This is a genomic window from Microbacterium paraoxydans (assembly GCF_900105335.1).
In the GTDB taxonomy this organism is placed as follows: domain Bacteria; phylum Actinomycetota; class Actinomycetes; order Actinomycetales; family Microbacteriaceae; genus Microbacterium; species Microbacterium paraoxydans.
Map to the genome: position 1 here is coordinate 2,877,303 of NZ_LT629770.1, position 19,720 is coordinate 2,897,022.

Genomic DNA, 19,720 nt, shown 5'->3' on the forward strand with positions numbered 1-19,720 from the left:
GCGAGCGGGGGAAAGAGCCGGGTCAGCCGAACAGGTCGTCGAGTTCCGCAGGCGTGCCGGCGTCGCGGAGCACGGTGTGTGCCGCGTGCCACCCGGCCATGCCGTTGACCGCGGGCCCGGGCGGAGTGGAGGCCGATGCGAGGTAGACGCCCGGCATCGGCGTGCGCCACGGCGCGGGGGAGAGGACGGGGCGGCGCAGGGCCTGACGCATATCGAAGACGCCGCCGGAGATGTCGCCGCCGATCTCGGCCGGGTTGATCGCCTCGCGGGAGGACGCCGGCACCGCGTGGTGGGCGAGGATCCGGTCGCGGAACCCCGGCGCGAATCGCTCGACCTGCGCGGTGATGAGCTCGGTCGGGTCGAGGTCGGAGCCGTTCGGCACGTGGATGTACGCCCAGAGCACGGCCTTGCCGTCGGGTGCCCTGGTCGGGTCGAAGAGCGACGGCTGGACGGCCAGGACGTAGGGGCGCTCGGACACGCGACCGACGGCGACCGCGTTCTCGCTGTTCCACACCTCGTCCCGCGTCCCGGCCACGTGCACGGTGGGCGCGCTCCGCACGTGCTCGTTCGTCCACGGGATCGGGCCGTCGAGCGCGAAGTCGACCTTGGCCGCCGCGGCGCCGTAACGATACCCACGGAGCGCACGGGCATACGACGCCGGGATGTCCGGGTGGGTGAGGGCGAGACGGGGGGAGGTGTTGAGCAGGAGCACGTCGCCGCTGTCCGGGTCGCCCCAGTCCAGCGCTCCGAGATCGGCGATGCGGACCCCGGTCTCGATCGAGCCCCCGTGGGCTTCGAGGTCGGCGATGAGGGCGTCGGCGATCACCTGCGAGCCGCCGCGGGGGTACGGCCAGCCGCCGGCGTGGGCGAGCCCGGCCAGCAGCAGCCCGGCCGCGGCCCCCGCGAGCGTGGGCTGCGGAGAGTTCGCGTGCGCGACGACTCCCGCCATGAGCGCGGCCGCCTCGTCGGTGCGGAAGGCGGCGCGCGCCAGGGGAGTGCCCTGATCGAGCATGCGGATGGCGTAGCGCACGGCGGTGATCGGGTCGTGCGGGAGGCGGAGGAGCTGGTTCCCGGTGAAGTCCGTGACGCCGTCGATGTGGGTGCTGAGGGGGCGGAGCCGGCGCCGCCACGCGTCCCCGTCGATGCCGAGCTCGGCCGCGGTGCGCTCGATGTCGCGCCAGGCGATGGCGGCACGGCCCCCGTCCAGCGGATGGGCGAACGAGATCTCGGGGCGGATCCACTCGATCCGCTCGTCGAGTCCGAACGCCTGGAAGAACGGCGAGGCCACCGCCGCAGGGTGGACGGCCGAGCAGACGTCATGACGGAAGCCCGGGAGGGTGGCCTCCTGGGTGCGCAGGCCGCCTCCGACCGTGTCCGCGGCCTCGAGCACGCGCACCCGGTAGCCGGCGCGGGCCAGGGAGACGGCGGCGGCGAGGCCGTTCGGTCCGGATCCGATGATCGTCGCGAGTGCCATGCGGTCAGTCTCGCACGCGAACCCCCGGTCGGCGGAGGGGGTTGCGCCGTGCGATCCTGGAAGGGATGAATGAAGTCCAGGGCCCGACCCCCGCCGGCACCTCCCGTCCGTACCGCTCGCTTTCCGAGGCGCTCCGCGCGCACCGCATCGATCCGGTGAACCACGCGTTCATCACCGAGATCGTCGATTCCGCGGGGGTGACATCGCTGATCGATCGCGGTCGCTACATCGAGGCGATCCGCCGCGAGGGGGCGGCGCTGCACATCGGCCGCACGTACACCAACGGCTTCACCGAGGACGAGGTCGTGACCGTCGGGTCCACCCGCCTCCGCCTGCAGCCCAGCGAGGGACGCGCGCCCTACTTCTACGTCACGCACCCGAGCGAGTTCGCCCCCCAGGCCCCGGTCAAGGTCAAGCGCTCCTCGACGCCGCGCACCCCCGCCGCTCCCCGCACGCCCGCGGCTCCGAAGCCCGTCGAGCGCGACTACGGTGTGTGCGACGTGTGCTTCATGGTGAAGACGCCCGCCGGCGGCTGCGGCTGCGACTGATGCCCGCCGCCTCCGCGTCGCGCGGTGGCGTCACCGTCCGCGAGGCGGAGTGGCCGGGTGACGCGGCCTTCGTCGGTGCCGCGGTGTCGACATACCTCCGGCAGACCGAGCAGGAGAAGCACGACGTCCTGGGCGATCCGGCGGAACCCGACGGCGAACTCCCCGAGCGGTACCGGCCGGAGGTCCGTGATCCGGCGACCGCGTACGCCGGAGGACGGGTGCTCGTGGCGGAGCTCGACGAGGCTCCGGTCGGCGTGGTGATCGCTCTTCCGCATGCCGGGTACACCGAGATCAAGCGACTGTGGGCGGATCCGGCGGTCCGCGGCCGCGGCGTCGGCTCCGCGCTGCTCGACGCCGTCCTGGCGGCGGCCGAGGGGGCGGTGCGGCTGTCGGTCTGGGACTGGCGCGACGCCGCGATCCGGCTCTACACGTCCCGCGGCTTCCGTCCCGTCGACCCCTGGGACGACCGCGACCGCCTCCTCTGCTTCGAGTCGCGCACTTTGCTGCATCCGGCCGCCGAATCCAGCAAAGTGAGCGATTCGAAGGGCTAGGCGAAAGCGCTCATCCCGGTGATGTCGCGGCCGAGCAGCAGCGCCTGCACGGATTCGGTGCCCTCGTAGGTGTGGATGGCCTCGATGTCGGCCAGGTGCTGCATGACGCCGTTCTCGAGGAGGATGCCGTTGCCGCCGAGGAGATCCCGCGCCGTCGCGGCGATCCGTCGGGCCGCCCGGGTGTTGTGGAACTTCGCGAGCGAGGCTTGCGTCGGCCGCAGCGACCCCGCCTGCTCCAGATCGGCCATCCGGCGGCAGTACAGCTGCATCGCCGTCAGATCCTCGAGCATGTGCGTGAGCCGCTCCTGCACCATCTGGAACTTCGCGAGCGGCTTGCCGAACTGCACGCGCTGCTTCGCGTAGGCCAGCGCCGCCTCGTAGCAGGCCGTCGCGTGGCCCAGCGCCGACCACGCGACCCCGGACCGGGTGGCGTAGAGAACGGTCGAGGCGTCCTTGAAGCTCTTCGTCCCCGGCAGCACCGCGTCCAGCGGTACCCGCAGGTCGTCCAGGCGGATGTGGGCCTGATGGATCGCGCGGAGGGAGGCCTTCCCGCGGATCACGGTGCCGGTGTATCCGGGGGTGTCCTGCTCGACGAGGAAGCACCGCACCGCCCCGTGCTCGGCGGCGGACTCGTCCTCGACCCGCGCCCAGACGAACGTGATCCCGCCCGAGGCGCCGTTGCCGATCCACTTCTTGGCGCCGCGGAGCACCCAGGAGTCCCCGTCGCGGCGGGCCACGGTCTCCAGCGAGACGGAGTCGGAGCCGTGGTCGGGCTCGGTCAAGGCGAAGGACCCGAGCACGGAGCCGTCGGCGAGTGCCGTGAGCCAGCGGTCCTGCTGGGCGGGGGAACCGAAGAGGGCGAGCGTCCGCAGCGCGAGGCCCCCCTGCACGGCGAGGATCGTGCCGAGGGAGCCGTCCCCGCGCGAGATCTCCATGTTGACCAGGCCCGCGGCGAGCGGGGAGAGCCGGGTCAGAGCGGGGTGGTCGACGCCGTCGACGACGAGGTCCATCTCGCCCATGCGGCGTGCGGCGTCGAGCGGGTACTCGGCGCGGTCCCACGCCTCGGCCACCTGCGGGGCGACCTCGTCGACGTACGCCTTCGCGCGGTCCCAGGCCTCCCGGTCGGCGGCGGGGATGTCGGCGAAGACCGCGTAGTAGTCGCTGTCCTGACGTCCGGTGACGTCGTAGGACGAGACGCGCTCGCCGGGGAAGGGGGAGACTTCAATGCTCATGGGTGCTCCTTCGTGACACCAGGTATCGTACTCCTCGATACTCGGTACCACGACCGCCCCGGTCGGCTCAGTCGAGCTCGGAGCGGAGCCTCCTGGTCACCTCGGCGATCGGCATCGACCGGGGAAAGACCGCCACGACCACGTCGTCCGGAGCGCCCGCGTCGGCGGCCTCGCCCACGCCGTACCGCCGACGCGCGTCCGCAAGCGCGGACTGGAGGGTGGACAGCGGCACCTTCTTCCGTCCGCGCAGGAGCTGCCGCAGCACGTGGTTGTGCACCGCCGTCACGAGGGCCGCGAAGCCCACCGCGTCCAGAGGATCCACTCCCGGCAGGGCGCTGCGCAGGTACTCGTCGAACAGCCGCTCGTAGCGGAACACGGTGATGATCTCGCGTTCGCGGAGCACCGGCACCTCCCGCACGATCTGATAGCGCCGTCGCGCGAGCTGAGGGTCGTTCGCGAAGTGCGTGAACACGGACTCCGATGCCGCGCAGACCGCACCCCACGGATCGTCGTGCCCCTCGTCGAGGAACTCCCGGAGCTGCTCCAGCAGGACCTCGTGATCGGCGAAGACCACGTCCTCCTTGCCGCCGAACTGCCGGAAGAAGGTCGACCGGGAGACGCCGGCGGCCTTGGCGATCTGCTCCACGGACGTCTGGTCGAACCCCTGGGCGCTGAAGAGTTCGAGCGCGGCGGCGACGACGCCCCCGGTGCGCAGCTCTGCGGATTCGTGCATGGCGAAATCCTAGACCGCCGTGGGGCTCGCGCCCGAGCGTCCCCGCGGGAGCGCACCGCTACGGCAGTTCCAGGACCCGCGTTTCCGTGAGGGCGCGCGACCGTCCATGCTGATCCTGGTTGTGGTCACGAGGCGTCCGAGGGTCGCCGACTCGCGCGCGAGTCCGATGCCCGATACCGCCGAGCGATCCGTATGAAGAGGTCCAGGGCCTCGGCTTCCGAGCGGAAGCGGAGCGGCGCATGGAAGCGCTCACCGCGCTCATCGGCCTCCCAGACGATCCACTCCTCGCCTTCCCGCTCGATCCAGGCGGACGACTGAGGCCGGCCTGTAGGGCCGAACCAGTTGGCGGTCGCGGTGAGCTTCTCCTCGCGGATGATGCGCTGCGCCTGGGTGGCGGTGAGGTCGCTCACGTGGTCTCCTCCGTCCTGCTCCGAGACTGAGGATCGTACCGGAGGAGTCGGGGCGTCGCCCACGTCCGCGGGCGTCGGAGCGCTCAGCCTGCGGTAGTAGGCTGGGGGACTGGTCGATGTCTCGACATCGAGAGAATCACCAGACCAGACCGCAGCCCAGTGAAGGAAGCACAGTGGATCTGTACGAGTACCAGGCACGAGACGTTTTCGAGAAGTACGGAGTGCCGGTCCTCGCCGGCATCGTCGCGGACACCCCCGAGGAGGTGAAGGCGGCTGCCGAGAAGATCGGCGGTGTCGTGGTCGTCAAGGCCCAGGTCAAGACCGGAGGCCGCGGCAAGGCGGGCGGCGTCAAGGTCGCCAAGACGCCCGACGAGGCGTACGAGGCAGCGAAGGCCATCCTCGGCCTCGACATCAAGGGCCACGTCGTCAAGCGCGTCATGGTCGCGCAGGGTGCGCGCATCGCCGAGGAGTTCTACTTCTCGGTGCTGCTCGACCGCGCCAACCGCTCCTACCTCTCCCTCTGCTCCGTCGAGGGCGGCATGGAGATCGAGCAGCTCGCCGTCGAGAAGCCCGAGGCGCTCGCCCGCGTCGAGGTCAACCCGCTGACCGGCATCGACAAGGAGAAGGCGGTCGAGATCGCCCGCGCCGCGAACTTCCCGGAGGACCTCGTCGAGAAGGTCTCCGACGTGTTCGTGAAGCTCTACGACGTGTACAAGGGTGAGGACGCGACGCTCGTCGAGGTCAACCCGCTCGTCCGCACCGAAGACGGCGACATCATCGCGCTCGACGGCAAGGTCACGCTCGACGACAACGCCTCCGAGATCCGCCACCCCGAGCACGAGGCGCTCGAGGACAAGGACGCCGCCGACCCACTCGAGGCCAAGGCCAAGGCGTCCGGCCTCAACTACGTCAAGCTCGACGGCGAGGTCGGCATCATCGGCAACGGCGCGGGCCTGGTCATGTCGACGCTCGACGTCGTCGCCTACGCCGGTGAGAACCACAACGGCGTCAAGCCCGCCAACTTCCTCGACATCGGCGGCGGCGCCTCGGCCGAGGTCATGGCCGCCGGCCTCGACGTCATCCTCGGCGACCCGCAGGTCAAGAGCGTGTTCGTCAACGTGTTCGGTGGCATCACGGCGTGCGACGCCGTCGCCAACGGCATCAAGGGCGCCCTGGAGACACTGGGTGACACGGCTTCCAAGCCGCTCGTCGTCCGCCTCGACGGCAACCGCGTCGACGAGGGTCGCGCGATCCTCGCCGACTACGCGCACCCGCTTGTCACCCTGGCCGCAACCATGGACGAGGGCGCCGACAAGGCCGCCGAGCTCGCCAACGCCTGAGACTGAAGGACGAGAAGAATGTCGATCTACCTCAACAAGGACTCCAAGGTCATCGTCCAGGGCATCACCGGCGGCGAGGGCACCAAGCACACCGCGCTGATGCTCAAGGCCGGCACCCAGGTCGTCGGCGGCGTCAACGCCCGCAAGGCCGGCACCACGGTCTCGCACACGGACAAGGACGGCAACGCCGTCGAGCTCCCCGTCTTCGGCTCGGTCGCCGAGGCCATGAAGGAGACCGGCGCCGACGTGTCGATCGCCTTCGTCCCCGGCGCCTTCACGAAGGACGCGATGATCGAGGCCATCGATGCCGAGATCCCGCTGCTCGTCGTCATCACCGAGGGCGTGCCGGTCGGTGACTCGGCCGAGGCCTGGGCGTACGCGCAGAGCAAGGGCAACAAGACCCGCATCATCGGGCCGAACTGCCCCGGCATCATCACGCCGGGTGAGGCGCTCGTCGGCATCACGCCCGCGAACATCACCGGCAAGGGCCCGATCGGCCTCGTGTCGAAGTCCGGCACCCTGACCTACCAGATGATGTTCGAGCTGCGCGACCTGGGCTTCTCGACCGCCATCGGGATCGGCGGCGACCCGGTCATCGGCACCACGCACATCGACGCGCTCGCCGCGTTCGAGGCCGACCCCGAGACCAAGGCCATCGTCATGATCGGCGAGATCGGCGGCGACGCCGAGGAGCGTGCGGCCGAGTACATCAAGGCGAACGTCACCAAGCCCGTCGTCGGCTACGTCGCGGGCTTCACGGCTCCCGAGGGCAAGACCATGGGGCACGCCGGTGCGATCGTCTCCGGTTCCGCCGGTACCGCGCAGGCGAAGAAGGAGGCCCTCGAGGCCGCCGGCGTCAAGGTCGGCAAGACGCCGTCCGAGACCGCCGCTCTCATGCGCGAGATCATCGAGTCGCTCTGATCTGAGCTACGCTTGACCTGAAGGCCCCGGGCTCCACCCCGGGGCCTTCGTCATGCCCCCACACTTTCGAATCGCGCAAATGGCCCCATTCCACGACGGAATGGGACCAATCGCGCGACTTGAACGGGCCGATTGAGCCGACCTGCCGGGGTCCCACTTCTTTCGAATCGCGCAAATGGCCCCATTCCGTGTCGGAATGGGGCCATTTGCGCGATTCGAAGCGGGGCTAGATCCCGACGCCGAAGAGAGCCTCGATGGGACCGCGGGCGAAGAAGATGAGGAAGCCGGCGCCGACCACCCACAGCAGCGGGCTGATGGTCTTGGCCTTGCCGGAGAAGGCGTGGATGAGCACCCAGCTCACGAAGCCCGCCCCGATGCCGTTGGCGATCGAGTACGTCAGCGGCATGACCGAGACCGTGAGGAACACCGGCAGCAGCACCCGGAAGTCGCCGAAGTCGATGTGCCGGATCTGCGCCATCATCATGGCACCGACGATGATCAGTGCCGCGGCGGCGATCTCGGTCGGGACGATCGAGGTCAGCGGCGTGAGGAACATCGCGATGAGGAAGACGATGCCCGTCACGACGTTCGCGAGACCCGTCCTGGCACCCTCCCCGATGCCGGCGCCGGACTCGATGAAGACGGTGCTGGAGGACGACGAGGTCGCACCACCGGCGATCGCTCCGACGCCCTCGACCACCAGCGCCGACTTGATGCGCGGGAAGTCGCCGTTGTCATCGGCGAGGTTCGCCTCCTTCGCCAGGCCCGTCATGGTGCCCATGGCGTCGAAGAAGTTCGTGAAGAGGAGCGTGAAGACGATCATCACGAGCGCGACGAGGCTGACCTTGCCGAGGTCGAACGAGAAGTCGACGGCGCCGATGAGGCTCAGGTCGGGGACGCTGACGGGGGAGCCGTTCAGCGCAGGGACGGTGAGACCCCAGCCGCCGGGGTTGACGACGTTGCCCTCGTCGTCGACGCCGCGGGCGCCGATGTGCCAGATCGCCTCGACGACGACCGCGAGCACGGTGCCGCCGATGAGGCCGATGAGCATGCCGCCCTTGATGCGGAGCGCGACGAGGATGCCGGTGAGCAGCAGCGTGATCACGAACAGCAGGCTCGGCACGGTCGCGACGGAGCCGTTGACGCCGAGGCCGACGGGCGGCGACGAGGCACCGGTCGCGGTGACGAAGCCGGAGTTCACGAAGCCGATGAAGGCGATGAAGAGGCCGATGCCGACCGTGATCGCGATCTTGAGCTGGAAGGGCACGGCATCGAAGATCGCCTTCCGCAGCCCGGTGGCGGCGAGCAGCACGATCACGACGCCGTTGATCATCACGAGCGCCATCGCCTCGGGCCAGGTGACCTGGCCGACGACGGAGAACGCGACGAAGGCGTTGATGCCGAGACCGGCGGCGAAGCCGAACGGCAGGCGGGTGACGACACCGAAGAGGATCGTCATGATGCCGGCGGTCAGGGCCGTCGCGGCGCCGACGGCGTTGAAGTCGAGCATGTCGCCGGCGACGTCCGGCTTTCCGGACAGGATGATCGGGTTCAGGATCACGATGTAGGCCATCGTGACGAACGTCACGAGGCCTCCACGGATCTCGGTGCCGATCGTCGATCCGCGCTTGCTGATCTCGAAGAAGCGGTCCAGGGTACCGGTGGGTCCGGTGGACGCCGGGGCGGGTGGGGCAGTAGTCATCGGGAAACCTCCGGAGAAACGCTACCGTGTCGTCCGCCTCGCGCGCGCCCACGGGGGCCGAAGGGGAACTCGTCGTAGTCTCGAAGGCGCTATGCAACGCCTCCTCGTCGCGCTCCTCGCCGCCCTCGACGCCGCCATCACGGCTGCCGTCGGTCTGGCCGTGCTGCTGGCGCCGCTGACGCTCCTCTGGACACTCGCTTTCGGCGTGACCGCCGACTGGGGAGCGCTGTGGCCGCTCACCGGAACGCTGTGGCAGTTCGGCCACGGCGTGCCGCTGGAGGTCGTGATCCCGGACGCCCTGCTCGTGACTCTGGCGATCCCCGTGGAGGCAGCGCGCTTCGTCCTCTCGGTCACACCGTTGGCGTTCGTGCTCCTCACCCTGCTCCTCGCCGCTCGCTCCGGGGGCCGGGCCGCTCGGTCCGGGGCCTGGGTGTGGGGATCGCTCTCGGGGACCGTCGTGTTCGCCGTGATCTCGACGGTCGTCGCTCTCACATCGGCGCTCGGCGCCGCGCGGGTCCCGCTGGCTCTCGCCATCCTGCTGCCCCCCGTCGTGTACCTCGTGGGCGCCGTGTGCGGCGCGGTGCGGGTGGCATGGGAGGACGGCGACGGCGGGCTGCTCGACCGCATCCACGACATCCTGGATTCTCGGGAGGACTGGGCGCCGGTGCCCGCCGCGATCGTGCGGGGCGCCGCGTTCGCGCTCGTGGGCGTGACCGGGGCCGCCGCCCTGGCCGTCGCCCTGTCGGTCCTCACGCGGGGCGGAGAGGTCGTCGCGCTGTTCCAGGCGGCGCGGGTCGACGCCCTGGGGGCGACCGTGCTGACCCTCGGGCAGCTCGCATATCTGCCGACCTTCGTGGTGTGGGCGGCCGCGTGGCTGGCCGGCCCCGGGTTCGCGGTCGGGGCCGGGACCGCGGTGTCGCCCGCCGGCACCCAGCTCGGCGTCGTGCCCGGCATCCCGGCGTTCGGTCTGTTGCCGGAGAACTCCTCGTTCTGGATGCTCATCGTCATCCTGATCCCGGTGGCCGCCGGGGCATTCGCCGGGTGGGCCGTGCGCTCGCGGCTCGTATGGGAGGGGACGCCGCTGGGGCTCCTGCAGCGCGTCGTGATCGCGGTCGGAATCGCCGCGGTCTCAGGCGGCGTTGCCGCGCTCGCCGCCGCCTTCGCGAACGGTTCGATGGGCCCGGGCCGACTCGAGGTCGTCGGTCCGGCGATACTGCCGTTCGCCTTGTCTCTGGGGGCGGAGGTGCTCGTCGGGGCGGCGATCCTGTTGCTGTCCCCCCGCAACCGCGACGAGCTCGCGGAGGAGCGCACCGATCGCTGGATCGCGGAGATGTCCGAACGGGCCTCCGAGGAGCACGCTGACGACGACCGCCGCTAGCCGCCCCGGACCTCCGGCGACGCCGGTCGGAGCGTCATCGGCACGCCGGTAGACTGGGCGCGTGCTCACGGTCGCCGTACTCATCTCGGGCGCCGGCTCGAACCTTCGCGCCCTCCTCGAGGCCGCTCGTCACCCCGATTTCCCGGCGCGTGTCGTCGTCGTCGGGGCGGATCGCGAAGCCGACGGGCTGGCCCATGCCGAGGAGTTCGGCATCCCCAGCTTCACCGTGCCGTGGCACGAACACGAGAGCCGCGAGGCGTGGGGCGAGGAGCTGGGCCGTCAGCTCGCCGTCTGGTCGCCCGACCTCGTGGTGCTCAGCGGCCTCATGCGCCTGCTGCCGTCCTCCCTCGTCGCCGCCTATGCGCCGCGGATCATCAACACCCACCCCGCGTACCTCCCGGAGTTCCCCGGAGCGCACGGCGTCCGCGACGCCCTCGCCGCGGGCGTCCGCGAGACCGGCGCCAGCGTGATCGTCGTGGACGACGGGGTCGACACCGGCCCCATCCTCGCCCAGGAGCGCGTGCCGATCCGGGCCGACGACACCGAGCACACGCTGCACGAGCGCATCAAGCCGGTCGAGCGCCGGCTCCTCATCGACGTCGTCCGGCGCATCGCTACCGGCGACCTCTCCCTGACCTCCGCCCCCTGACCCCCCCGACGCCCCCGCACGAAGGAGCCCATCATGGCCGGCCCCCGCCACGACCCCACGCTCTACCGCGATCGCGACACCGTGCCGATCCGGCGCGCTCTCGTCTCGGTCAGCGACAAGACCGACCTGCTCGTGCTCGCCGCTGCGCTCGCGGAGGCGGGCGTAGAGATCGTCTCGACCGGGTCGACGGCGTCCACCATCCGCGACGCCGGCTTCGAGGTGACGGATGTGGCCGCGGTCACGGGTGTCGCCGAGATGCTCGACGGTCGCGTCAAGACCCTGCATCCGAAGGTGCACGGCGGGCTGCTCGCCGACCTGCGCCTGGAAGATCACGAGCGGCAGCTCGCCGACCTCGACATCGCGCCGTTCGAACTCGTCGTCGTCAACCTGTACCCGTTCGTGGAGACCGTGGCCTCCGGTGCCGAGGGTGACGACGTGGTGGAGCAGATCGACATCGGCGGCCCCGCCATGGTGCGTGCAGCGGCGAAGAACCACGCCAACGTCGCGATCGTCGTGTCGCCGCAGTCCTACCCGGCGATCGTCGCGGCCGTGGCACAGGGCGGCACGTCTCTCGCCCAGCGGCGGGAGCTCGCGGCGCGGGCCTTCGCGCACACCGCGGCCTACGACACGGCCGTCGCGCAGTGGTTCGCCGAGGGCACGCTCAACGACCCGGGCGACCTCCCGGCGCACCTGACGATCCAGGCCGAGCGGCTCGCGACGCTGCGCTACGGCGAGAACTCCCACCAGCGCGGCGCCATCTACACCCGCGCCGGCGGCCACGGCATCGCTCAGGCCACGCAGCTGCAGGGCAAGGAGATGTCGTACAACAACTACGTCGACGCGGACGCCGCCCTGCGCGCCGCCTACGACATGGTCAAGCCGGCGGTCGCGATCATCAAGCACGCGAACCCGTGCGGGATCGCCACGACCGCGCCGAACGCCCTCGACCCGATCGCCAGCGCGCACCTCCGCGCCCACGAGTGCGACCCCGTGTCGGCGTACGGCGGCGTGATCGCCGCGAACGGCACCGTGACGCTGAAGATGGCCGAGAACCTGAAGGACATCTTCACCGAGGTCATCGTCGCGCCGTCGTTCGAGCCCGCGGCCCTCGAGGTGTTCAAGGCGAAGAAGAACCTGCGCCTGCTGCAACTCCCCGAGGACTGGCAGCAGGAGCGCATGGACGTGCGCCTCGTGTCCGGCGGGCTTCTGCTCCAGGACGCGGACCGCTTCCCGGACGACATCGTCTCCGTCGCCAAGAACTGGGAGCTCGTGTCGGGGGAGCGCCCGAGCGACGAGGAGATGGAGAACCTGATCTTCGCGTGGAAGGCGTGCCGGGCCGTGAAGTCGAACGCGATCGTGCTGGCGAAGGACAACGCGACGGTCGGCGTCGGCATGGGCCAGGTCAACCGCGTCGACTCGTGCCGCCTCGCGGTGGAGCGTGCGGGAGATCGTGCCGCCGGATCCGTCGCTTCGTCCGACGCGTTCTTCCCGTTCGCGGACGGTGCCCAGGTGCTCATCGACGCGGGTGTCACGGCGATCGTGCAGCCCGGCGGCTCCGTGCGGGACGAGGAGGTCGTGGATGCTGCGCGCAAGGCCGGCGTCACGATGTTCTTCACGGGGGAACGTCACTTCTTCCACTGACCGAGACCCCGGTCTTCTGCCGAGACCCCGGCGTGCGCACGTCTGCACGCCGGGGTCTCGGCGCGTAGGCGGGGTCTCGGGGAGAGAACCGCGATGTCCGATTTCCGCCAGCCGTAGCCGCGCGGGGGTGAGAGAGTGGAGGACATGAGCCCCTCCTTCGACGAGCGCTACCGGGCGATCAGCGCTCGGGACACCCGCTTCGACGGGCAGTTCGTCACCGCTGTGCGCTCGACAGGGATCTACTGCCGGCCCAGCTGCCCCGCGCGCACGCCGAAGCCACAGAACGTCACGTTCTATCCGACGAGTGCCGCGGCGCACGAGGCCGGCTACCGCGCGTGCAAGCGGTGCCTGCCGGAGGCCGCCCCAGGGTCGCCCGCGTGGGACGTCCGCGGAGACACGGCCGCGCGGGCCATGCGCCTGATCGCGTCCGGCGTGGTCGAGCGCGAGGGGGTGCCAGGACTCGCGTCGCGACTCGGCTACTCGAGCCGTCATCTCACGCGGCTGCTGACGACCGAGCTCGGCGCCGGACCGCTCGCGCTGGCGAGAGCGCACCGCGCCCACACCGCCCGCATGCTGCTCGTGGGAACCGACATGCCCATCGCCGATGTCGCCTTCGCCGCCGGCTTCCACAGCATCCGCCAGGGCAACGACACGATCCGGGAGGTGTTCGGGCTCACGCCGGGGGAGCTGCGTGCCCGCCGCCGCACGCCCTCCGCGGCCGCCCCCGGAACGATCGATCTCGTCCTGCCGTACCGGGGGCCCCTGGATGCGGCCGGGGTCTTCGCGTGGATGGCCGCGCGAGCCGTGACGGGCGTCGAGGAGGCCACGGCGACGTCGTTCTCCCGTCATCTCCGGATGCCGGGCGGCCCCGCGTGGTTCGAGGTGCGTCAGGAGGAGACGGAGCGCCTGCACCTCCGGGCCCGGGTCGCGCAACTCGGCGACCTCACGCCGCTGGTGGCCATCGCACGCCGCATCTTCGACCTCGACGCCGACCCGCTCGCGGTCGACGAGGCCCTGGCCGCGCACCCGCCCCTCGCGCCCTTGGTCGCGCGGACCCCCGGCATCCGCGTGCCCGGGGCGGCCGATCCGCACGAGATGCTCATCCGCGCGATGATCGGGCAGCAGATCACGGTCGTCGCCGCCCGCACCGCGCTCACCGCGCTCACCGACGCGCTGGGGGAGCGGACCCCCGAGGGCCTGCTGTTCCCGACGATGTCGGCCATCGCGACCCACGGCGCGGAGGTGCTGCGCGGGCCCGCCGCCCGGATCCGCGCCGTCACGGGAGCCGCCGCGGCCCTGGCGGACGGGAGCCTGACCCTCACCGTGGGCGATGACGGCCCGACGCAGCGCGCCGCCCTCCTCGCGATGCCGGGGATCGGACCATGGACCGCCGACTACGTGCGGATGCGGGTGCTCGGCGATCCGGACGTGCTGCTCCCCGGCGACGTCGCTCTCCGTGCCGGTGCTGCCGCGTCCGGGCTGCCCGCCGAACCGAAGACCCTCACCGCCTGGGCGGAGCGCGCCGCACCGTGGCGGAGCTACCTCAGCGGGCACCTGTGGCGTGCCGCCCCGATCCGTCCCGTCGGACCGCGGCGCAGATCCACCGTCCGGCCCGCCCGCGACATCGCATCCGACACCGAGGAGACCTCATGACCGCTCTCATCCAGACCCTCGACACCGCTGACGGTCCCTTCACGATCCTCGCCGACGACCGCCAGCGGGTCCTCGTGTCCGGCTGGACGGACGACGTCGAGGCGATCCTCGGCCGTCTTCCCGCCCGGGTACGCCCCGATGCCGTGCGCGAGGCCGAGACGGACGCGGCGGGCGCCGTCCGCGCGTACTACGCGGGCGACGTCGCGGCGATCGACGGGGTCGCGGTCGCGCAGAACGGCACCGCCCTCCAGCTCGCCGGCTGGGCGGCGCTGCGCACCATCGCACCGGGGGAGCCCCTGACCTACACGGGCTTCGCGACCCGACTCGGCAACCCCCAGGCCGTGCGCGCGGCGGCGTCGATCTGCGCCCGCAACGCCCCGGCCCTGTTCGTGCCCTGCCATCGCGTGCTCCGCACGGACGGCTCCCTCGGCGGCTTCGCCTGGGGGCTGCCCGTGAAGGAGAGCCTTCTGGCGCGCGAACACGCCGCCCGCTGACCTCCCGAGCCGAGGAGCCCGCTCCGCACGGAGCGGGCTCTTCGCCGTCTCGGGAATTCCCCTTGCGCTCAGCTCGTTCACAGGAATAGGCTGATGGGCTGTCGCGCCAACCGGACGACCTCGCCGAGCCCTTGAGGAGGACACCATGACCACGATCGCCACCGCGCGGATCGCCACCCTCGGCTCGACCCCGGCGCGCCTGCTCTCCTAGAGCCTCCGCCCCCTTTCTGCACCGGATGCCGGGCTCCGTGAGCTCGTTCTCGCATCCGTTCCCCCGCTCTTCTCCCCTTCGACTCCTCTGAGAGACATGTCTTCCTCGTCTTCCGCGCAGAACCCGTCCCCCTCATCCTCCCTCTCCACGCCCGCCGCGCTGTGGCGGCTCAAGCCGTTCGTGAAGCCGGTCATCTGGCGTCTCGCCGGCGGTGCCGCCAGCGCGCTCGCGGCGGCCCTCATCGCGCTGATGATCCCCATCGTGCTCGAGCAGATCATCGGCGGGCCGGTGCAGTCCGGAGCGCTCGACGCGATCGTCTGGGGAGCGCTCGCCGTGTTCGCCCTCGGCCTCGGCGAGGCGCTCATGGTGTGGCTCCGTCGGCAGTTCGTGCTCTTCCCCGCCACGCAGGTGGAGTACCGCATGCGCACCGAGCTCTACTCACGCCTGCAGACGCTTCCCGTCGCGTTCCACGACCGGTGGCAGTCCGGGCAGCTGCTCAGCCGCATGATGCAGGACATCGGCCTGATCCGCCGGTGGCTCGCCTTCGGCCTCGTGCTCCTCGTCGTGAACGTGCTGACGATCCTCATCGGCTCGGTGCTGCTGTTCCGCTGGCACTGGCTGCTGGGCACGATCTTCCTCGTGACGGCGGTCCCGCTGTGGATCCGCGGCTACCTGTTCGAGAAGCGCTACGGCGCCCTCACCCGCCGCAGCCAGGACCAGGCGGGCGACCTCGCCACGAGCGTCGAGGAGAGCGTGCACGGCATCCGCGTGCTGAAGGCGTTCGGCCGCGGCACGCACGCCCTCCGCCGCTTCAGCCGTCAGGCCGAGACGCTGCGCGAGACCGAGATGAGCAAGGCCGGGGCCATCGCCTCGATCTGGTTCTGGCTCGACCTCATGCCGCAGATCGCCTTCGGCCTCAGCCTCATGTCGGGCATCTGGCTCATCTCGCAGGACGCGATCACGTCGGCGGAGCTGTTCGCCTTCTTCGCGATGGCCGTCGTGCTGCGCTGGCCCATCGAGTCGATCGGCTTCCTCTTCTCGTTCATGCTCGACGCGCGTACGGCGACGGACCGCGTCTTCGACATCTTCTCGGAGACGAACACCATCACCGACCCGGAGAACCCGGTGCACATCGAGAACCCGCGTGGCGAGCTCGCGTTCGAGAACGCGCACTTCCGCTACCAGGATGCGGCGGCCGACGAGCGGGACCTGCTCGACGGGATCGACCTCGTGCTGCGGCCGGGCGAGACCATGGCGCTCGTGGGCCTCACCGGCAGCGGCAAGACCACGCTGACGACGCTGCCGACGCGGCTGTACGACGTGACGGGAGGACGGGTCACGCTCGACGGCGTCGACGTGCGCGACCTCACGCTCGCCGAGCTGCGGGAGCACATCGCGATGGCGTTCGAGGACGCGACGCTCTTCTCGGCCTCGGTCCGCGAGAACGTCCTGCTCGGCCGCGCCGACCTCGACGTGCACAGCCCCGAGGCCGAGCGCGTCCTGCGCGAGGCGCTCGACGTCGCCCAGGCCGCCTTCGTCGACACCCTCCCCGAGGGCGTCGAGACGGTGATCGGCGAGGAGGGACTGAGCCTGTCCGGCGGACAGCGCCAGCGGCTCGCCCTCGCCCGCGCCGTGGCCGCCAACCCCCGGGTGCTCGTCCTCGACGATCCGCTGTCGGCGCTGGACGTCGACACCGAGGCGCTCGTGGAGGAGGCGCTGCGGCACGTGCTCGCCGACACCACCGCGATGATCGTCGCGCACCGTCCGTCCACCGTGGCCCTCGCCGACCGCGTGGCGCTGCTGGAGGACGGCCGGATCACCGCCGTCGGCACGCACACCGAGCTGTTGAAGACGAGTCGGCACTACCGGCACGTCATCTCCAGCCTGGAGGCCGAGGAGGCCGCCCGCACCGGGGCCATCCCGATCATCCGCGACGAGCAGGCCGAGATCCACGAGACCGTGCAGGAAGGCATCCGCGAGGAGGCCGATGACGAGGCGCCGGGAGGCGCCCCCCGATTCGCAGGAGAGGAGGTGCAGCGATGAGCTCCCTCACCGGAACCCAGGACGAGGACCGCTCCCGCCTCACCACGGAGGAGAGCAGGGCGATCCGCCGCCGCTCGCTGCGGCTGCTCGGCTCGCTCGTGCGCCCGCTCAAGCCGCAGATCGTGCTCGCCGCCACGGTGCTCGTGATCTCGACGGCGCTGCAGGTGGCCGGACCGATCCTCATCAGCATCGGCCTCGACCGGGCGCTCCCCGCGGTGCTCGACGACGCCGACTGGATGCCGACGTTCGTCGTCGGCGGGATCTACCTGCTCGCGGGTGCTCTCGCCGCCGTGCTCATCGCCTGGTACGTCATCATCGCGGCCAAGCTGACCCAGGCCGTCTTGCTGGACCTGCGCAAGCGCATCTTCCTGCACACCCAGCGCCTGAGCCTGGAGTTCCACGAGTCGTACACCTCGGGGCGGATCATCTCGCGCCAGACGAGCGACCTGGACTCCATCAAGGAGCTCCTCGACGGCGGCCTGAACGAGCTCGTCTCCGGCGTGCTCTTCGGTGTCTTCACCTTCATCGCCCTGTGCGTGTGGGACTGGCAGTCCGGTCTGATCCTCGCGATCGGCGGCGTGCCGCTGTTCTTCCTCATGCGCTGGTTCTACTCGCGCTCGCAGCTCGTGTACCGAGAGTCCCGGGTGATCAGCGCGAAGGTGATCGTGCAGTTCGTGGAGACCATGACGGGTATCCGCGCGGTCAAGGCATTCCGGAAGGAGCCGCGCAACGACGAGGCCTTCCAGGGCGTGGCCGGCGAGTACCGCGACGTGAACCGCCGCTCGATGCTGCTGTTCGGCACGTTCGAGCCCGGGCTCATGGGCGTCGCGGCGCTCGTGCTCGGCGTGGTCGTGCTCTGGGGCGGCATCCGGGTCTCGGAAGGAGCGCTGACGGTCGGCGTGCTGCTCTCCGCCGTGCTCTACGTGCGCAACTTCTTCGCTCCGATGCAGGAGATCGCGATGTTCCTCAACTCCTACCAGTCCGCCACCGCGGCGCTGGAGAAGGTGTCGGGCGTCCTGGAGGAGGTGCCGACGGTGCCGGACCCCGAGAAGCCGGTGGACCTCTGGGAGTCCCGGGGGCACATCCGCTTCGACGAGGTCACCTTCGCGTACAACGAGGACAAGACGATCCTGCCGAACTTCTCGCTCGACATCCCCGCCGGGCAGACGATCGCGCTGGTCGGGACGACGGGGGCGGGCAAGTCCACGCTGGCCAAGCTCATCTCGCGGTTCTACGACCCGTCCGCGGGGACGGTGACGCTCGACGGTGTCGATCTGCGGTCGCTGCACCCGAAGGATCTCCGTCGTGCGATCGTCATGGTCACGCAGGAGGCGTACCTGTTCAGCGGGACCGTCGCCGACAACATCGCGCTCGGGCGCCCGGACGCGACGCTCGACGAGATCCGCGAGGCGGCGCGGGCGGTGGGCGCCGACGCGTTCATCTCGGCCCTGCCGGACGGGTACGACACCGACGTGAACAAGCGCGGTGGTCGTGTCTCGGCCGGGCAGCGACAGCTCATCTCGTTCGCCCGCGCCTTCCTCGCCGACCCGGCGGTGCTGATCCTCGACGAGGCGACGGCCTCGCTGGACATCCCGTCCGAGCGGCTGATCCAGGACGCGTTGCAGACGCTGCTGGCCGACCGGACGGCGATCATCATCGCGCACCGGCTGTCGACGGTGGCGATCGCGGATCGTGTGCTCGTGATGGAGCACGGCCGGATCATCGAGGACGACACCCCGGCCGCCCTGATCGGCGGCACCGGGAAGTTCGCCCAGCTGCACGCGGCCTGGCAGGAGACGCTCGTCTGACGCGCTGACGCGCTGACGCGACAGCGGCCCCGGCATCCGCCCGGATGCCGGGGCTTCCTCGTCCGGGCGCGTGCTCCGCGATCGGTAGCATCGAAGGATGGACCCCTTCCTCCTCGTCGCGGAGTGGTGGTGGCTCGCGCCGACCGCCGCCGCCGGGGTGACCGCGGGCGCGATCGGGGTGCGTCGTCGCAACACCCGCAGCGGCCGCCGACTGGAGTACGACGCCGCCCGGCACGACCTCCGCGAGGCCCAGCAGCGCGCGGTGGTGCGACGGACGGCGCTGAAGGTGGCACGAGCCGACCTCGCGCGGGTCTCCGCCGAGCGGGCCGCGCAACGCGCGAGCGCCGAGCAGGTGGCCGGCGCCCGGCGCATGCTCAAGGAGCGCGAACGCGACGCCAGAGCGGCGGCCGCCGACGTCCGCGCCCGACGCGTCAGGGTGAACGCCGCCCGCGCCGCGATCCCCGCCGGCTCCGCCCCGCGGCCGCTGGAGCGCCTGTATGCGGAGCACGACGCGGTGACGGCGCGATGGATGCGGTACGAGACCGACACCGCGCTGCAGATCACCTATCCCGAGATGACTGACGTGAAGCGCCCGGAGACGGCCGCCTACCTGCGGGCCGCCGGTGCGGCGGTCGAGGCGCGTCGGCAGACGACGGGCCGCGTGACCGCCGCCGAGTACGCGGCCTACCGCGACGCCGTCGCGGAGCTGGAGCGGGCGTTCGAGGCCGCCGAGCACGCGGCGAAGGTCCAGACGGGGGAGGCGCCGCCCACACCGGCCTGGCAGGACGCCGCGCAGGACATGCTGCACCGCTCCGCCGAGGCCATCGATCGGGCGGCGGGTGCCGCCGCGTCCGCGCTGGCCGCGTGGAACAGCCGTCGGGGCAAGGGCACGCCCCCGGACGGCAGCGGTCAGCGCTGAGGAGGATCGAGAG

The 19,720-nt window shown here is 71.1% G+C and carries 17 protein-coding genes; 12 read left to right on the forward strand and 5 right to left on the reverse strand.

Going from position 1 to position 19,720, the window contains the following annotated elements; translation table 11 throughout:
* Positions 1 to 22 precede the first annotated feature (22 nt).
* Positions 23 to 1,474, reverse strand: coding sequence for a phytoene desaturase family protein (locus tag BLU02_RS14130; RefSeq protein WP_060923018.1), 1,452 nt, complete (start codon positions 1,472 to 1,474; stop codon positions 23 to 25).
* Between the two features lie 65 nt (positions 1,475 to 1,539).
* On the opposite strand from BLU02_RS14130, the gene BLU02_RS14135 reads away from it, so the two are divergent.
* Positions 1,540 to 2,022, forward strand: coding sequence for a hypothetical protein (locus BLU02_RS14135; protein ID WP_060923019.1), 483 nt, complete (start codon positions 1,540 to 1,542; stop codon positions 2,020 to 2,022).
* Positions 2,022 to 2,573 carry a GNAT family N-acetyltransferase gene (locus tag BLU02_RS14140; RefSeq protein ID WP_060923020.1) on the forward strand — a complete coding sequence of 184 codons (552 nt, stop codon included), beginning with the start codon at positions 2,022 to 2,024 and terminating at the stop codon, positions 2,571 to 2,573. Before BLU02_RS14135 ends, BLU02_RS14140 begins: the two co-directional genes overlap by 1 nt.
* Here BLU02_RS14140 and BLU02_RS14145 read toward each other — a convergent pair.
* From BLU02_RS14145 to BLU02_RS14155, 3 genes are all read right to left on the reverse strand, one after another.
* Positions 2,570 to 3,805, reverse strand: a complete 1,236-nt coding sequence (locus tag BLU02_RS14145; protein ID WP_060923021.1) for an acyl-CoA dehydrogenase family protein — start codon at positions 3,803 to 3,805, stop codon at positions 2,570 to 2,572. The two genes, BLU02_RS14140 and BLU02_RS14145, sit on opposite strands and share 4 nt — an antisense overlap.
* 67 nt (positions 3,806 to 3,872) lie before the next feature.
* On the reverse strand, positions 3,873 to 4,538 hold the full coding sequence (locus tag BLU02_RS14150) for a TetR/AcrR family transcriptional regulator (RefSeq protein ID WP_060923022.1): 666 nt from the start codon (positions 4,536 to 4,538) through the stop codon (positions 3,873 to 3,875).
* Between the two features lie 125 nt (positions 4,539 to 4,663).
* Positions 4,664 to 4,948 (reverse strand): hypothetical protein, encoded by a 285-nt coding sequence (locus tag BLU02_RS14155; RefSeq protein WP_060923023.1) that lies wholly within the window; start codon positions 4,946 to 4,948, stop codon positions 4,664 to 4,666.
* A 173-nt stretch (positions 4,949 to 5,121) separates the two neighbouring features.
* Between BLU02_RS14155 and sucC the strand changes: the two genes are divergently transcribed.
* Complete coding sequence (gene sucC, locus BLU02_RS14160) at positions 5,122 to 6,288, forward strand: ADP-forming succinate--CoA ligase subunit beta (protein WP_025103777.1); 1,167 nt, start codon at positions 5,122 to 5,124, stop codon at positions 6,286 to 6,288.
* An 18-nt stretch (positions 6,289 to 6,306) separates the two neighbouring features.
* On the forward strand, positions 6,307 to 7,209 hold the full coding sequence (sucD, locus tag BLU02_RS14165) for a succinate--CoA ligase subunit alpha (RefSeq protein WP_025103778.1): 903 nt from the start codon (positions 6,307 to 6,309) through the stop codon (positions 7,207 to 7,209).
* A 226-nt stretch (positions 7,210 to 7,435) separates the two neighbouring features.
* Here sucD and BLU02_RS14170 read toward each other — a convergent pair whose 3' ends face one another.
* Positions 7,436 to 8,911 carry an NCS2 family permease gene (locus BLU02_RS14170; protein WP_060923024.1) on the reverse strand — a complete coding sequence of 492 codons (1,476 nt, stop codon included), beginning with the start codon at positions 8,909 to 8,911 and terminating at the stop codon, positions 7,436 to 7,438.
* Between the two features lie 91 nt (positions 8,912 to 9,002).
* Between BLU02_RS14170 and BLU02_RS14175 the strand changes: the two genes are divergently transcribed.
* From BLU02_RS14175 to BLU02_RS14210, 8 genes are all read left to right on the forward strand, one after another.
* Entirely contained in the window at positions 9,003 to 10,289 is a 1,287-nt protein-coding gene (locus BLU02_RS14175; protein WP_083371021.1) for a cell division protein PerM, read from the forward strand.
* A 61-nt stretch (positions 10,290 to 10,350) separates the two neighbouring features.
* Positions 10,351 to 10,938 (forward strand): phosphoribosylglycinamide formyltransferase, encoded by a 588-nt coding sequence (gene purN / locus BLU02_RS14180; RefSeq protein ID WP_060923211.1) that lies wholly within the window; start codon positions 10,351 to 10,353, stop codon positions 10,936 to 10,938.
* 33 nt (positions 10,939 to 10,971) lie between these two features.
* Positions 10,972 to 12,579: a bifunctional phosphoribosylaminoimidazolecarboxamide formyltransferase/IMP cyclohydrolase gene (gene purH / locus BLU02_RS14185; RefSeq protein WP_060923212.1), complete on the forward strand. Its 1,608-nt coding sequence runs from the start codon at positions 10,972 to 10,974 to the stop codon at positions 12,577 to 12,579.
* A gap of 144 nt (positions 12,580 to 12,723) precedes the next feature.
* Positions 12,724 to 14,232 carry a DNA-3-methyladenine glycosylase 2 family protein gene (locus BLU02_RS14190; protein ID WP_060923213.1) on the forward strand — a complete coding sequence of 503 codons (1,509 nt, stop codon included), beginning with the start codon at positions 12,724 to 12,726 and terminating at the stop codon, positions 14,230 to 14,232.
* Entirely contained in the window at positions 14,229 to 14,726 is a 498-nt protein-coding gene (locus BLU02_RS14195; protein WP_060923214.1) for a methylated-DNA--[protein]-cysteine S-methyltransferase, read from the forward strand. The genes BLU02_RS14190 and BLU02_RS14195 overlap by 4 nt, the downstream gene beginning before the upstream one ends.
* A 307-nt stretch (positions 14,727 to 15,033) precedes the next feature.
* Positions 15,034 to 16,980, forward strand: coding sequence for an ABC transporter ATP-binding protein (locus tag BLU02_RS14200; protein WP_060923215.1), 1,947 nt, complete (start codon positions 15,034 to 15,036; stop codon positions 16,978 to 16,980).
* Positions 16,977 to 18,788 (forward strand): ABC transporter ATP-binding protein, encoded by a 1,812-nt coding sequence (locus BLU02_RS14205; protein WP_060923216.1) that lies wholly within the window; start codon positions 16,977 to 16,979, stop codon positions 18,786 to 18,788. Before BLU02_RS14200 ends, BLU02_RS14205 begins: the two co-directional genes overlap by 4 nt.
* 97 nt (positions 18,789 to 18,885) lie before the next feature.
* Entirely contained in the window at positions 18,886 to 19,707 is an 822-nt protein-coding gene (locus BLU02_RS14210; RefSeq protein WP_083371022.1) for a hypothetical protein, read from the forward strand.
* Positions 19,708 to 19,720: the final 13 nt, after the last annotated feature.